The sequence below is a fragment of the Aeromonas hydrophila subsp. hydrophila ATCC 7966 genome (assembly GCF_000014805.1).
GTDB classification, from domain to species: Bacteria; Pseudomonadota; Gammaproteobacteria; order Enterobacterales; family Aeromonadaceae; genus Aeromonas; species Aeromonas hydrophila.
Genome location: NC_008570.1, coordinates 1,379,473 through 1,393,610 on the forward strand (window position 1 = coordinate 1,379,473; position 14,138 = coordinate 1,393,610).

Consider the following 14,138-nt stretch of genomic DNA (forward strand, 5'->3'; position numbering starts at 1 on the left):
AAACGGCGGCCGGGGTGGCCGAGTGGGAGACAGCTCACACTTTTTGGATTACCATGCCGGCTTCCTAATCCAAACTAGTTCGGATGAAGGTAGCAGGAGAGTGATGGGCAACCATCCACCGAAGAAGTGAATCTTTCAGGTACCGGGCAACCGGTGTGGACTGCTACTGGACGATACTCTGGAGAGACCCGTTGAATCGGGCGCCGAAGGAGCAAGGCACCGTGATTGCATCGCAATCTGGCGCCGGAAACTCTCAGGCAAAAGGACAGAGGGGATGGGATGGTTGTACCTGGGCTTGGCCCGCATCCGATCGCCTCTGGCTGATCGCGACACCTATGGGAAGATCATCCTTCTCCTCCTTAATTTCTGTTTCTTAAGGAGGATGCATGTCATCAATTCAATCGGCGCTCGCCGCCATCGATAGCTTTATCTGGGGGCCACCCCTGCTGATCCTGCTGGTCGGGACCGGTATCTACCTTACCCTGCGTCTGGGTCTGCTTCAGGTGGTGCGCTTGCCGCTCGCCCTGCGGCTGGTCTTTGGCCGCGATCAGGGTCAGGGCAAGCAGGGGGATGTATCCAGCTTCGGCGCGCTCTGCACCGCCCTCTCCGCCACCATAGGCACCGGCAACATCGTCGGGGTGGCCACCGCCATCAAGCTGGGGGGCCCAGGCGCCCTGTTCTGGATGTGGATGGCCGCCCTGTTCGGCATGGCCACCAAGTACGCCGAGTGCCTGCTAGCGGTCAAATATCGCCAGCAGGACGCCAACGGCCAGATGGCCGGCGGCCCCATGTACTATCTGGAGAAGGGGCTCGGCTCCAGGCCACTGGCCAAGCTGTTCGCTCTGTTCGGCATCGGCGTCGCCTTCTTCGGCATCGGCACCTTCCCGCAGGTCAACGCCATCAGTGACGCCATGAGCCTCTCCTTCTCGGTACCCCGTGAAGTGACCGCCGTGGTGCTGACCCTGATCGTGGCGCTGGTGACCCTGGGGGGCATCCAGTCCATCTCCAGCGTGTCGAGCAAGGTGGTGCCCTTCATGGCCATCTTCTACATCGTCGCCTGCCTCGGTGTGCTGGTGAACAATGCCGCCGCCCTGCCGGAGGCGATCGCCCTGGTGATCGGGAGTGCCTTCACTGGCCATGCAGCCACCGGCGGCTTCGTGGGTGCCGGCATCATGCTGGCGATCCAGTCCGGGGTGGCGCGCGGGGTCTTCTCCAACGAGTCGGGGCTGGGTTCTGCCCCCATCGCGGCGGCGGCGGCCAAGACCGACTCCTGTGTGGAGCAGGGGCTGGTCTCCATGACCGGCACCTTCATCGACACCATCATCATCTGCACCATGACCGGTCTGACCCTGGTGGTGACCGGGGTGTGGAGCGGCGATGTGAGCGGCGCGGCCATGACCAGTCTGGCCTTTGCCCAGGGGCTCGATGCCCATGTCGGCCAGTATCTGGTGAGCATCGGCCTGTTGTTCTTCGCCTTTACCACCATCCTTGGCTGGAACTACTACGGTGAGCGTTGCACCGAGTACCTGTTCGGGGTGAAGGCGATCAAACCCTACCGCCTCATCTATCTGGTGCTGGTGGCGAGTGGTGCCTTCCTCCATCTGGACCTGATCTGGCTCTTGGCAGACATCGTCAACGGCCTGATGGCGGTGCCCAACCTCATCGGCCTCATCGGCCTGCGCCACGTGGTGATCGCCGAGACCCGCGCCTATTTCAGCCGGGACCGGGATACGGAGTCCGAGCCCGAGCCGCAGACGGCCTGACGCCGCGACCATCCATCCAAACGAAAAGCCACGACCCGGGTCGTGGCTTGTTTTATGGGCATTTTTGATGAGGGGGCCGGTTGTGGTGCCCGGCAGCAGGGCGCGGAGCTCACTCCTGGGTCAGCAGCGCGGTGAGCCGGGTTCGCACCCTCTCCACCAATTCGCCCTCGCTCCCCTGCCAGTTTATGGCTTGCGTGATGGTGGTGGAGGTGGCGGGGAGAAAGCGCAGCTCGCCGCCCGCCAGCTCGTAGAAGCGGCTCGCCATCCGGGTGCCTTGGTCCACATTGCCGGCCACCAGCAGCATGGCCTGGGCCAGCACGGCCCCTTGGTGATCCTGGCCCGGTGCCAGCCAGCGCTGGGCGGTGCCGGTCACCTTGCGACCCCCGATCACCAGATTGTACTGGCCATCGCAAAACGAGCCGGGCACGAAGTCATAGCTGCCCGCGAGACCGTATTCCCCGAGCAGGCTCAGCAGCGGCGCTCCCAGCAGCCGGTAGTAGTGAGCCAGATCCGTGGTGGTGCGAGGCAGCATGAGCGACAGATTGAGGATGCCGGCGCCGTGGGGCACGGCAGTGCCGCCGCTGTCGCGCACATGCACGGGCCAGCCCTCGGCGGCAAGCTGCTCGCAGGCGGCCTGGTAGCGGGGCAAGCGGGCGTCCTTGCGGGTGACGATGAGGCATTGGGGCGCCTGCCAGAGGTGGGCGCGGGGCTGGCGGTCATGGGCACATTCTCGCAGCCAGCGCTGCTCCTCGGCCAGGATCTGATCCGGGGTGTGGCTGGCGGGCAGGGAGGGAAGCAGGGTATAGGGCATGAAAGGCATCCTGAGCAGAGGCTGCCCAGCACACTACCCGTGGCAGCGAAGGAGGTAAAGCCCCGCATGGCGGGGCTTTGGTGCAAGGATGGCGGAGTGTCAGACTTGTGCGGCGGCGCGCTTGGGCAGCAGCAGGTTCATGATGATGGCGGTGAGGCCGCCGGTGGCGACGCCGTAGGAGAGCACGCTCTTGGCCAGATCCGGCAGGTGCTGCAGCACTTCCGGCACCTGCGCCACCCCGAGGCCCATTGCCAGCGACACCGCCAGGATCATCAGGGCGCGGCGATCGAGCTCCTCGCGGGAGATGATGCGCACGCCGGCGGCGGCGATGGTGCCGAACATGACGATGGTGGCGCCCCCCAGCACGGGTTCGGGGATCTGCTGTACCAGACTGGCGACAGCCGGGAACAGGCCGAGCAGCGCCAGCATGGCGGCGATGAACAGGCCGACGTGGCGGCTGGCCACCCCGGTCAGCTGGATGACGCCGTTGTTCTGGGCGAAGGTGGACATGGGGAAGGTGGAGAAGACCGCCGCCAGCATGGAGTTGGCGCCATCGGCCAGCACGCCGCCCTTGATCCGTTCCATGTAGACCGGCCCTTCCAGCGGCTCGCCGGAGATGTCGGAGGTGGCGGTCATGTCGCCGATGGCCTCGAGCGCCGTCACCACGAAGATGATGGCGAGCGGCACGAACAGCTGCCAGTCAAAGCCGAGCCCGTAGTGGAGCGGAATAGGCACCATCAGCAGCGGGCCGTCGAAGGTGGGGGCGTTGACCTTGCCCAGCAGCAGCGCTACTGCATAGCCCACCAGCATGGCGAGCATGATGGCGGAGAGGCGCAGCCAGGGGTTGCGGCTGCGCTGCAGCAGCACGATGAGGCCGAGCACCAGCAGGGAGAGGAAGAGGTTGGTGTGGCTGGCGAAGCTGCCGTCCGCCAGGGCGCCGTAGCCGCCCCCCATGCTGATGAGGCCCACCTTGATGAGGGTCAGGCCGATCAGCAGCACGACGATGCCGGTCACCAGCGGGGTGATGATCCGTTTGACCAGGTGCAGGAAGCGGCTCATCACGACGATGGTGAGGGCGGCCGCCAGCATGGTGCCGAACAGGGTGCCCAGCAGATCCTCGGTGGGCATGGCCGCCTGCTTGAGGGCGAGGCCGGAGGCGATGATGGGGCCGAGGAAGTTGAAGCTGGTGCCCTGTACCGAGAGCAGGCCGGAACCGAGGGGGCCGAAGCGGCGGGTCTGGATGAAGGAGGCGATGCCGGACATGACCAGCGACATGGAGACGATATAGCGGGTGTCGGCGGCAGGGAGGCCGAGGGCGTTGGCGATGATGAGGGGCGGGGTGATGATGGCGACAAACATGGCGAGCATATGCTGCAGGGCGGCGAACAGGGTCTGGGGCAGGGGCGGGACATCCTCTATGCCATAGACCAGTTCGCTGTGGGCTCGCCTGGGGGGATGGGCCTCTCGGGTTGCGCGTACGGCGGCAGCCTGTTCCATAAATACCTCGAATGTGTGGGGGAGGGGGCAGAAAATTGGGCGCTATTTTAGTGATTGAGAACGGGCTGACCAGCGCTAATTCGGGTTGTAACGGGTTTATTTTTTGATGGGTTGAAACGTTTGCGCGCGGCGATTATGATCCGCCGGTTTGTGTGACGGCGCTCGCCCGGAAATGGCGCCGGTTGCATAGGATTTTGCCGCCGCACGGCGTAGAATGAGCCCTCTGTTGCGATTTGGAGGCTCTGGATGCTGAAGCTGTCGGAGTTCTGGAGTGCCCGTGCCCACTCCGAAGATTTTACCCTGACCCGCATGGGCTTTATGACGGTGCGTCTTCGGCTGCTCACCTGTCTGTTGATGGTGGGCCTGCCCGCCTGGGCGGTGGTGGACTGGCTGACCTTGCCCTCCGCCCAGTTCGATGAACTGTTTCAGGCCCGGATCTTCTGCCTGCTCGCCCTCTCCCCGCTAATCCCCTTCTCCTACCTCATCCACTTCAGACGCGAACGCATGAAGCTGGCGCTCGGCTACCTGATGGCGGTGATGATGCTCTTCTCCCTCATCTGCCTGCACAGCTTCGGCGCGGATCAGGAGCTGCAGGCGGGCTACATGGCCTTCCCCTACCTGCTCATCAGCCTGTTCGCCATCTTCCCCATTCCGCTCTCCCTCGGCCTGCAGCTGGCGGGGGGCATTCTGGTCACCATGCTGGCCGGCAACTGGCTGCTGGTGGGGCAGCCGCTCTGGAGCGTGCAGACCCTCAACCAGATCTGGTTGCTGGGGCTGTTTGCCCTCGCCAGCAGCTGGGTGCAGTGCGGCCAGCTCAACATGTTGCTGCAGCTCTACCGGGAGTCCACCACCGACGAGCTGACCGGGATGATGAACCGCCGCCTGCTGATGAAACAGCTGGAGAAGGCGAGGATGAGCATGATCCGCAAGCAGGCGCCGTTCGCGGTGCTGCTGCTGGATCTGGACCGCTTCAAGCGCATCAACGACACCTTCGGCCATCTGGCGGGGGATGCGGTGCTCAAGGAGGTAGCGGCGACCCTGGCGGAGCAGCTGGAGCCCGGCATGGTGCTGGGCCGCTACGGCGGCGAGGAGTTTGCCATCCTGCTGCCCAACTGCGCCGAGCTGGCCCAGGCCAAGCGGGTGGCCGAGCGGCTGCGGGTGGCGGTGGAGGCGCGGCTGGTGAAGAGCCCCACCTCCGACGAACTGCTGGAGGTGACGGTGAGTATCGGCCTGACCCTGGCCCTGCGTGGCGAGGGGGTGGAGGATCTGCTCAACCGGGCCGACGAGTGCCTCTACATGGCCAAGATGGCCGGGCGCAACTGCGTGGTGGGGGAGCTGGGCGGCAAGCCGGCACAGCCTGCCGCCATACAGACAGATGCCGCCTGAGGGCGGCATCTTGCTTGCGCTGGGTTGAGCGGGCTCAGCCCAGCTGGTACTTGCCGGAGAGCTGCTGGGCCAGCAGCTTGAACATGTTGAACACCGCCATGGTCTTGCCGGTCGGAGTGCCATCTTCGGCCAGGAAGAACTCCCCCTTGAACACCAGGATCTCCCCCTTCTGCTCCACCGAATCGGCACGCATGCCGTGGATGAAGTCTTCGTGTTCCTTGATGATCTTGTTGGCCATCTCCAGCAGGGCAGTCTCGGTGATCAGCTCTTTTTGTGGTTGCATGCTCGTCTCCTTAAACGACTACTGGGCAGGGGCATAATGTCGCTGCACGCGGTGCGCCCTGCCTCTGATTGAAGAGGGGGCCAGCATACTGCAAACAGGGATTTTCTGTCATTGATATGACCCCGCATTTTCCCGCTTTGCTCTGTCCCCTTATCCCAGCACCAGATTTCTGAGCCAGCGGCGCTGGCGAATGCGACGTTGCACCAGCAGTACCTTGCTGAGCTCTTCCAGCAACACCACCGCCACTACCCAGGAGAGGGGCCAGCCCAGCAGGTTGACCGCGCCCCAGGCGAGTGGCAGTCCGATGCACCACATGCCGACGATGTCGATGAAGATGCTGTAGTTCACATCCCCGCCCGAGCGCAGCACCCCTATGATGCCCACCATGTTGAACACCTTGAGCAGCATGCCCAGACACATGATGGCGAGCACCTGGCCGGCCTCCGTCATCAGCTCGCCCGGCAGGTTGCCGATCCACTGCAGCAGGTGGGTCTGCAGCAGCCAGACCGCGATCCCCACCAGCAGGGCACCAATGGGGGCGAGCAGCAGAAAGAGCTGGGAGTGCTGCCAGGCAACCTCGTACTCTTCCGCCCCGAGCCGGTGGCCGAGTAGGGTGGAGCAGGCCACCGCCAGCCCGAAGAAGAGGGAGATGAGGATGCTCTCCAGCGTGCCGAGGGTGGTCATGATGGCCAGCGAGTCGGTGCCAAGGTGCGCGTAAAGAAAGCCGTAGAGCAGCATGCCGAAGGCCCAGAGCCCGTCGTGGAACAGGAGCGGCAGGGCGATCAGGGTGAAGCGCACCACCTCCTTGCGTTTGAAGGCGGCCAGCCAGTCATCCTTTCGCGGGATCAGGCGCGCCTCATAGCGTCTCACGTAGAGCAGCAGCAGGGTCGTTTGCAGCAGCCGTGAAAGGGTGGTGCCCCAGGCCGAGCCGGCTACCCCCATCGCCTCGAAGCCGAAATGACCGAAGATGAGGGCGTAGTTGAGGGTGACGTTGGCGATGATGGCGATGATACCGATGCGGGTGGGGGCGGCGGCATTGCCGACCGAGCGCAGCGCCGACTCCAGCGGTACCACCACGGCGGTGCAGAGGATGGTGGCGCCGGTGATCATCAGAAACTGATCGGCCAGCTCGCGCAGCGCGGGCTCCTGGCTGGCAAAGCCGAGCACGCTGCCCGGTGAGAGCACGTAGACCAGGGCAAACGGCAGGCTCACCAGCAGGGCCCCCACCAGCGCCAGCGCCAGCGAGCGGCGCACCCCGGCCATCTCGCCGCGACCGTAATATTGTGCCGCCAACACCGAGACCCCGCCCGAGAGTCCCGCTATCACCAGCAGATTGAAGAAGAAGACCCGGTTACCCAAGCCAACCGCCGCCACAGCCGTGGTGCCAAGCTGGCTCACCATCATGATGTCGATGAGGCCGAGCAGGGAGAACATCATGGATTGCAGCGAGACCGGCAGGGCCAGCCGCCACAATCGGGTCATGAACTCACGATCGGTGGTTTGTTTTAAAATCGCTTGCCAATAATTCATTTATGTTAACCGGGTAGATAAAAAGCAAGGTTCGTCATGGGTATGATAGGGGGAGTGGTGGGCGGCTTCACTGTGAGCCTCTCTCGGCTTTCTTGTGTAAAACTATCCTGTTGAGGTGTTATGCCGTTTGTCAGCGAGAGTCTGGAAATCGCCCCGGCCTGCGAGGAGCGAATGCTGGGGCGCGAAGGGCTGCCGCTGCTCGGCGAGGCGGGCATCTTCCTGACCGGGCTCTCGAGCATCCGCGATCACTACCTGATCCGTCGCAACCGGCCGGAGTTTCACATCCTGATGGTGAGCCACGACGAGGGGGGCGCCCTGCTCACCGATGGTGGCGAGCAGCCCATCCCGGCCGGTTCGCTCATCTTCCTGCCGGCGGCAGTGCCCGGTGGTCTCAAGCTGGTGGGGGCGCAGTGGCGCACCAGCTGGATCCTGCTGGATGACGTGCCGCGCTGGCAGCACCTGCACCGGCTCGGCCACCGCATCTGGCAGGGGGAGGAGGGGGAGCAGCTCTATCACCTGCTCAGCCTGATGCAGGGGGAGGGCACTCGGTCACCGCTGCAGCCCCAGTTGTTGAGCCTGCTGCTGGCGCTCCTGGAGCGCACTCTGCAGGGGGAGGTGCGCGGCACGCCTGAGCTCAGGTTGCAGGCGCTGTTTCGCCGGGTGGAGGCGCGCCTCGACGAGCCATGGAGCGTGGCGTTGCTCGCCGATCAGATGGCCTGCTCGGTGCCCCATCTGCATCGGCTCTGCCAGCAGGCGTTCGGCATGGGGCCCATGGCGAAGGTGACCGAGCTCAGGATGAACAAGGCGCGCCAGCTGCTGCTCTACACCAACTGGCCACTCGGCGAGCTGGCTGGCCGGGTCGGTTACAGCGACGGCGCCAACTTTGCCAACCGCTTTCGCCGGCTCACTGGTTTGACCCCCGGCGCCTTTCGTCGCCTGGGTCGCAAACCTTTTGCAACGGATGTGCAAACTCTTTGAAATTAATGGCGCAAGCCCATAGGATCGGCGGACTCCTTCGTCCAGGTCATCGTTTAGGTACCCGATCCATGTTTGAAGATAATAACCAGAAACGTCCCCTCTATATCCCCTATGCCGGTCCGGCCCTGCTGGAGACCCCGCTGCTCAACAAGGGCAGCGCCTTCACCAGCGAGGAGCGCAGCAACTTCAACCTCGAAGGCCTGCTGCCCCAGAATATCGAGACCATCGAAGAGCAGGCCGAGCGGGCCTACCGTCAGTTCATGGCGTTCGGCAACGACATGGACAAGCACATCTACCTGCGCAATATCCAGGACACCAACGAGACGCTGTTCTACCGGTTGCTGACCAACCACCTGACCGAGATGCTGCCGGTCATCTACACCCCGACCGTCGGCAAGGCGTGCGAGGAGTTCTCCAACATCTATCGCCGCGCCCGTGGCCTGTTCATCTCCTATCCGGACAAGGACAGGATCGATGACATGCTGCAGAACGCCACCAAGCAGAACGTCAAGGTGATCGTGGTTACCGACGGTGAGCGGATCCTGGGCCTCGGCGATCAGGGCATCGGCGGCATGGGCATTCCCATCGGCAAGCTGTCGCTCTACACCGCCTGTGGCGGCATCTCGCCGGCCTACTGCCTGCCGGTGGTGCTGGACGTGGGTACCAACAACCAGCAGCTGCTCAATGACCCCTTCTACATGGGCTGGCGCAATCCGCGCATCTCCGGCGAAGAGTATGCCGAGTTCGTCGACGCCTTCATTCAGGCGGTCAAACGCCGCTGGCCCGACATCCTGCTGCAGTTCGAGGACTTCGCCCAGAACAACGCCATGCCGCTGCTCAATCGCTACAAGAACGAGCTCTGCTGCTTCAACGACGACATTCAGGGCACCGCCGCCGTGACCCTGGGCAGCCTCATCGCCGCCTGCAAAGCCTCCGGCGCCAAGCTCTCCGAGAAGCGGGTCGCCTTCCTCGGCGCGGGCAGCGCCGGTTGCGGCATCGCCGAGCAGATCGTGGCGCAGATGAAAGCCGAGGGGCTGACCGATGCCCAGGCCCGCAGCCGGGTCTTCATGGTGGATAGATTCGGCCTCATCACCGACAAGATCCCCAACCAGCTCGACTTCCAGCGCCGCCTCTCCCAGCCGGTGGAGCGCATCGCCGACTGGCCGGTGGGGGACAACATCTCCCTGCTGGAGGTGATGGAGCACGGTCGCCCGGACATCCTGATCGGGGTCTCCGGCCAGCCGGGGCTGTTCACCGAAGAGGTGGTCAAGACCATGCACAAGCACTGTGCCCGCCCCATCATCTTCCCGCTCTCCAACCCCACCTCCCGGGTCGAGGCGACACCGGCAGATCTGATCCGCTGGACCGACGGTCAGGCGCTGGTGGCCACTGGCAGCCCATTTGCACCGGTGGAGTACAAGGGCAAGCGCTACGTCATCGCCCAGTGCAACAACTCCTTCATCTTCCCGGGGATCGGCCTTGGCGTGATCGCCGCCGGTGCCACCCGGGTGACCGATGCCATGCTGATGTCGGCCAGCCGCGCGCTGGCGGAGTGCTCGCCGCTGGTGAAAGGGGAGGAGGGCTCCTTGCTGCCGGATCTGGCGGATATTCACCAGGTCTCCCGCTACATCGCCAAGATGGTGGCCAAGACCGCCATGCTGCAGGGCAAGGCGGTACAGACCCCGGACGAGGTGATCGATCAATCCATCGAGGCCAACTTCTGGCGCCCCGAGTATCGTCGCTATCGCCGTACCTCCTTCTGATTTCTGCGGGAAGGCGCAAAGCAAAAGGGATGCCTCGGCATCCCTTTTTTGTGCATCGCGTTGTGGGTGGGCTTGCTCACCACTTGTTGTTATCTGCACCTCTTCACACGTCTGACGCTGTGCTCTCTTGGTGGCTGGGATTACTGCTCGGCCGGGGCGGCGGCTGCCTCGGGGGCCCCCTGAGTGCCGGTGACCCTGACTTCTACCCGGCGATCCGGTGCCAGGCAGTCGATGAGGGCGGCCCTGGCCTTGATGGCATCACACTGGCTGCCAGTGACCGGGTTGCTCTCGCCATTGCCCTGGATGCTCACCTTGTCGGCGGGCAGCCCCTTGCCGATCAGGAAGTTGGCGACCGTGCTGGCTCGGGCTTCCGACAGCGCCTGGTTGTTGGCATCCGACCCGATGCGGTCGGTATAGCCCATCACCACGGCGTTGCCATCCTTGGGCTTGACGTCGGCTATCTGCTGATAGAGCGACTCCAGCGCCTGCATCCCCTCCGGTTTCAGCTCCGCCTTGCCGAACGCAAACAGCACGTCCGAACTCAGGTTGAAGGTCTGATCCACCGGCTCGGGAGCGGGTGGTGGCGGGGGAACGACCATGGGGGCTGGGGCTGGCTCGACCGGTTTGCTGCGGTTGGGGTGGATCACCAGCTCCAGGGTGGCGGTGCTGATGTCGCTGACCCAGCGCTGGGTGCCGCTGCCCACCTTGTCATTGTCGGGATCGTCGCCGACCCGGACCATGTAGCGGTAGCGGGCCTGGATGTCGACCCAGTCGTGCAGCTTGGCGGTGAGGCCGAGGCCGGCCAGCGGAGCCAGGTTGTTGTCGCCGCCGTTGATGGACTTGACGTGGTAGACATAACCGCCGCCCTCGGCGAACACCGAGAAGATATCTCCCAGCGGCAACCGACCAATCACCGACAGGGTGGCGCCCTGGCTGCTGAAGTCGTTGCCCTGCACGTCCCAGTCACCGGTCGACAGGTAGCCGAGCTCAGCCCCCAGATTCTCGGTGAAGTTGTAGCCGCCGAACAGGGAGAGCGCGGTGGCGTCCTTGCTCGCATCCTTGCCAAAGTCACCCAGATCGTGAGCGATGGCCCAGCCACCTCCCACCCCGGCGTACCAGTCGTTGTCCGGCGCCGCCTGTGCGCCCGTGGCTGCCAGTGCCAATGCAATCCAAACAGGTTTTACTCTTATGTTCATCGCGTATCCTCGTCGATGTCTGGTGTAGTAGGGCGCAAGCCCTGTTGTGTACAACCACCACTATTTATAGGCGATGCAGGGTTTTTAACCACTTAGGTGGTATCGAGGATGGCAATGAGCGGGGATCTGCTGGTCAGTCGAGGTGCTCAGGGTGAGCGCCAGGCAATAAAAAAGGAGGCCGGATGGCCTCCTTTTCGGCCACCAAGGTGACTTACTGGGTGACTTGCTGTACGCCGGTGACGCGCACTTCTACGCGGCGATCCGGGGCCAGGCAGGAGATCAGCTGGGCCTTGGCCTTGATGCCGTTGCACTGGGTGCCGGTGACCGGGTTGGCTTCGCCACGACCTTCGATGGCTACCTTGCCGGCAGGCAGACCCTTGCCGACCAGGAAGTCGGCCACGGTGCGGGCACGGGCTTCAGACAGCTTCAGGTTGTAGGCGTCGGAGCCGATGCGGTCGGTGTAACCGACGACCACGGCGCTGCCATCTTTCGGCTGTACGTCGACGATCTGTTGATACAGGGTGTTCAGGGCGGCAACGCCTTCCGGTTTCAGGGTGGATTTGCCGAAGGCAAACAGCACGTCTGAGCTCAGGGCGAAGTTCTTGTCGACCACGACTGGCTCAGGAACCGGCTCGGGAGCCGGTGCCGCTACCGGTGCCACGTAAGTGGAGCGGTTCGGGTGCATCACCAGTTCCAGGGTGGCCACGCTCATGTTGGTTTCCCAGGTCTTCTGCTCGTCACCCAGGTTCCACATGTAGCGGTAACGGGCCTGCAGATCGATCAGGTCAGAGAGCTTGGCGGTCACGCCCAGACCGGCCAGCGGCGCTGTGCCGTTGTCGCTGCTGCCGTTGCCGTTGACGTGGTTGAAGTAGGCGCCGCCTTCTGCAAACACGGAGAAGATGTCGCCGAGCGGCAGACGAGCCAGACCGGACAGGGTTGCGCCCTGGGTCTTGAAGTCAACGCCATCGACGCCACCCTTGCCGGCGTAGAGATAACCCAGCTCGGCGCCGAAGTTATCGTTGAAGTTGTAGCCGCCAAACAGGGAGAGCGCGGTGGCATCCTTGTCGGCATCTTTGCCAAAGTCGTTCAGGTCGTGGCCATAAGCCCAACCAGCACCGATACCTGTGTACCAGTCGTTGGCAGCCTGAGCGGTGGAAGTCCCCATGGCCGCGATGGCCAGAGCAATCAGGGCGGGTGCCATTTTCATTTTCATCGTTTTATCCTCGTTGAGTTTGCCGTGCTAGGGCGTACTGCGCACTCTTCAGTTATACCGGTCACAAGTGACAATTCAGCTGCGACCGCCATGGTGAACCACGGTTGGCCTGAATGAAAAAAGAGATGGTTCCTGGATACTCACGAAGCCTTGGCTCCATGGACAACTAACCGGGCCGGAAGCACTTTTAATAGTTCATCCAATGCCTTACAAGCGGGATTACTGTATTCTTTTGACTCGCGTTGATCAAGTTTCTGTACAGATATCCAGCGCTGGCGCGGCTCTGCACTTGGTGCTAGAAAACTGGCGGAGGGAAACGATTTGACAGAAAGTGACGCGCCTTGCTGTGTTTTTGGTCAGTTGGTGGCGGGGAGACAAACAAAAGGGGATGCCGTGGCATCCCCTTTTCGCATCATCTGAACGGAGTCAGATTACTTCTGAACTTCTTGTACGCCGGATACGCGAACTTCAACGCGACGGTCCGGAGCCAGGCAGGAGATCAGCTGAGCTTTGGCTTTCACGCCGTTGCACTTGGTGCCGGTGACCGGGTTGGCTTCGCCACGACCTTCAACAGCAACCTTGCTGGCGGCCATGCCTTTGCTGACCAGGAAGTTGGCAACAGTGCGAGCGCGGGCTTCGGACAGCTTCTGGTTGTAAGCGTCGGAACCGATGCGGTCGGTGTAACCAACGACAACAGCGTTGCCATCTTTCGGCTGGAATTCAACGATTTGCTGGTACAGACCGTTCAGGGCAGCAACGCCTTCCGGCTTCAGGCTGTCTTTGCCAAAGGCAAACAGCACGTCGGAGTTCAGGGCGAAGTTCTTCTCGACAACCTGCGGAGCCGGAGCCGGCGCTTCTTCAACAACCGGGGCCGGAGCCGGGGCTACGTAGGAAGTGCGGAACGGGTGGTATACGGCTTCCAGGGTCGCAACGCTCTGGTTGGACTTGTAGCGTACGTCGTCCGGGGCATCGCCTGCGTGCAGGTCAGCCACGTCCCACATGTAGCGGTAACGAGCTTGCAGATCCAGCGCGTCGTTAACCTTGTAGGTCACGCCCAGGCCGGCCAGCGGGGATACTTTGGTGTCGCTGGTGCCCAGACCGTCGGTGTGAGCCCAGTAGGCGCCGCCTTCAGCGAAGGCAGAGAAGTCGCCGCCCAGCGGCAGACGAGCGATACCGGACAGGGTGGCACCCTGGTTCTCGTAACGCAGACCATCGGTGTTGCCGCGGCCAGCGTACTGGTAGCCGAACTCGGTACCGAAGTTTTCGGTGAAGTTGTAACCAACGAAGGCGTTGGCAGCAGCAGCGTCTTCAGTACCAGCGTAACCGCCACCACCGATCTTGTTCAGACCGTTGAAGTGGGCAGCACCGGCACCGGCACCGAAGTAGATGTCGTCAGCGGCGTGAGCTGCAGTTGCACCCATGGCAGCCATGGCGATGGCGATCAGGGAAGGAGCCATTTTCATCATAAAAAAATCCTCGTTGAGATGGCACGTTGTTCACGTGCTTCGCACTTTTTAATTTATGTAAGCTGCAGGCTCTGCCGAACAACAGCGTTGAGTCTGGCAGGGATCCCGGATCCATCCGGGAGGCACACATTCCTGGTGCACAAGCGAGCGGGTGGCAGCGTAAGCAATGCCTTCAACCCTTCACGAACAGCCGATGTCATTCCGATGACGTGGCGCACTCTATGCCGATTTCAAAACATGATCAAGCTCACA

General features: G+C 63.0%; 11 protein-coding genes and 1 riboswitch. Of the genes, 4 read left to right on the forward strand and 7 right to left on the reverse strand.

From position 1 onward, the window contains the following. Positions 1-168: 168 nt before the first annotated feature. Positions 169-279, forward strand: a riboswitch (glycine riboswitch). Between the two features lie 107 nt (positions 280-386). Further along, positions 387-1,763, forward strand: a complete 1,377-nt coding sequence (locus AHA_RS06400; RefSeq protein WP_011705185.1) for an alanine/glycine:cation symporter family protein — start codon at positions 387-389, stop codon at positions 1,761-1,763. A 109-nt stretch (positions 1,764-1,872) separates the two neighbouring features. Here the strand turns inward: AHA_RS06400 and AHA_RS06405 are convergent, their stop codons facing one another. Continuing rightward, positions 1,873-2,574 (reverse strand): lipoyl protein ligase domain-containing protein, encoded by a 702-nt coding sequence (locus AHA_RS06405; protein ID WP_011705186.1) that lies wholly within the window; start codon positions 2,572-2,574, stop codon positions 1,873-1,875. A gap of 99 nt (positions 2,575-2,673) precedes the next feature. Beyond that, complete coding sequence (locus tag AHA_RS06410; protein ID WP_011705187.1) at positions 2,674-4,071, reverse strand: nucleobase:cation symporter-2 family protein; 1,398 nt, start codon at positions 4,069-4,071, stop codon at positions 2,674-2,676. Between the two features lie 246 nt (positions 4,072-4,317). Here AHA_RS06410 and AHA_RS06415 point away from each other — a divergent pair, with 246 nt between their 5' ends. Then, the gene (locus AHA_RS06415) at positions 4,318-5,457 is read left to right on the forward strand and encodes a GGDEF domain-containing protein (RefSeq protein WP_011705188.1); all 1,140 of its coding nucleotides are present in this window, start codon (positions 4,318-4,320) and stop codon (positions 5,455-5,457) included. 34 nt (positions 5,458-5,491) lie between these two features. On the opposite strand, the gene AHA_RS06420 is transcribed toward AHA_RS06415, so the two are convergent. Then, positions 5,492-5,740: a YciN family protein gene (locus tag AHA_RS06420; protein WP_005298586.1), complete on the reverse strand. Its 249-nt coding sequence runs from the start codon at positions 5,738-5,740 to the stop codon at positions 5,492-5,494. Between the two features lie 150 nt (positions 5,741-5,890). Then, positions 5,891-7,270, reverse strand: coding sequence for an MATE family efflux transporter (locus AHA_RS06425; protein ID WP_011705189.1), 1,380 nt, complete (start codon positions 7,268-7,270; stop codon positions 5,891-5,893). 120 nt (positions 7,271-7,390) lie between these two features. Between AHA_RS06425 and AHA_RS06430 the strand changes: the two genes are divergently transcribed. Next, entirely contained in the window at positions 7,391-8,248 is an 858-nt protein-coding gene (locus AHA_RS06430; RefSeq protein ID WP_164927576.1) for a helix-turn-helix transcriptional regulator, read from the forward strand. Between the two features lie 68 nt (positions 8,249-8,316). Further along, entirely contained in the window at positions 8,317-10,011 is a 1,695-nt protein-coding gene (locus AHA_RS06435; RefSeq protein WP_011705191.1) for an NAD-dependent malic enzyme, read from the forward strand. 140 nt (positions 10,012-10,151) lie between these two features. On the opposite strand, the gene AHA_RS06440 is transcribed toward AHA_RS06435, so the two are convergent. The 3 genes from AHA_RS06440 to AHA_RS06450 all read right to left on the reverse strand — a co-directional run bounded on the left by AHA_RS06440 (position 10,152) and on the right by AHA_RS06450 (position 13,886). Continuing rightward, positions 10,152-11,207 (reverse strand): OmpA family protein, encoded by a 1,056-nt coding sequence (locus AHA_RS06440; protein ID WP_011705192.1) that lies wholly within the window; start codon positions 11,205-11,207, stop codon positions 10,152-10,154. 211 nt (positions 11,208-11,418) lie between these two features. Further along, positions 11,419-12,420, reverse strand: coding sequence for a porin OmpA (gene ompA, locus AHA_RS06445; RefSeq protein WP_011705193.1), 1,002 nt, complete (start codon positions 12,418-12,420; stop codon positions 11,419-11,421). Between the two features lie 431 nt (positions 12,421-12,851). Next, the gene (locus AHA_RS06450) at positions 12,852-13,886 is read right to left on the reverse strand and encodes an OmpA family protein (RefSeq protein ID WP_011705194.1); all 1,035 of its coding nucleotides are present in this window, start codon (positions 13,884-13,886) and stop codon (positions 12,852-12,854) included. Positions 13,887-14,138 lie beyond the last annotated feature (252 nt).

Excerpts from the sequence above, each read along its gene's own strand:
- AHA_RS06420 (WP_005298586.1), bottom strand. The coding sequence starts at position 5,740 with ATGCAACCACAAAAAGAGCTGATCACCGAGACTGCCCTGCTGGAGATG.
- AHA_RS06400 (WP_011705185.1), top strand. The coding sequence starts at position 387 with ATGTCATCAATTCAATCGGCGCTCGCCGCCATCGATAGCTTTATCTGG.
- AHA_RS06410 (WP_011705187.1), bottom strand. The coding sequence starts at position 4,071 with ATGGAACAGGCTGCCGCCGTACGCGCAACCCGAGAGGCCCATCCCCCC.
- AHA_RS06450 (WP_011705194.1), bottom strand. The coding sequence starts at position 13,886 with ATGATGAAAATGGCTCCTTCCCTGATCGCCATCGCCATGGCTGCCATG.
- AHA_RS06430 (WP_164927576.1), top strand. The coding sequence starts at position 7,391 with ATGCCGTTTGTCAGCGAGAGTCTGGAAATCGCCCCGGCCTGCGAGGAG.
- AHA_RS06425 (WP_011705189.1), bottom strand. The coding sequence starts at position 7,270 with ATGAATTATTGGCAAGCGATTTTAAAACAAACCACCGATCGTGAGTTC.
- ompA (WP_011705193.1), bottom strand. The coding sequence starts at position 12,420 with ATGAAAATGAAAATGGCACCCGCCCTGATTGCTCTGGCCATCGCGGCC.
- AHA_RS06405 (WP_011705186.1), bottom strand. The coding sequence starts at position 2,574 with ATGCCCTATACCCTGCTTCCCTCCCTGCCCGCCAGCCACACCCCGGAT.
- AHA_RS06440 (WP_011705192.1), bottom strand. The coding sequence starts at position 11,207 with ATGAACATAAGAGTAAAACCTGTTTGGATTGCATTGGCACTGGCAGCC.
- AHA_RS06435 (WP_011705191.1), top strand. The coding sequence starts at position 8,317 with ATGTTTGAAGATAATAACCAGAAACGTCCCCTCTATATCCCCTATGCC.
- AHA_RS06415 (WP_011705188.1), top strand. The coding sequence starts at position 4,318 with ATGCTGAAGCTGTCGGAGTTCTGGAGTGCCCGTGCCCACTCCGAAGAT.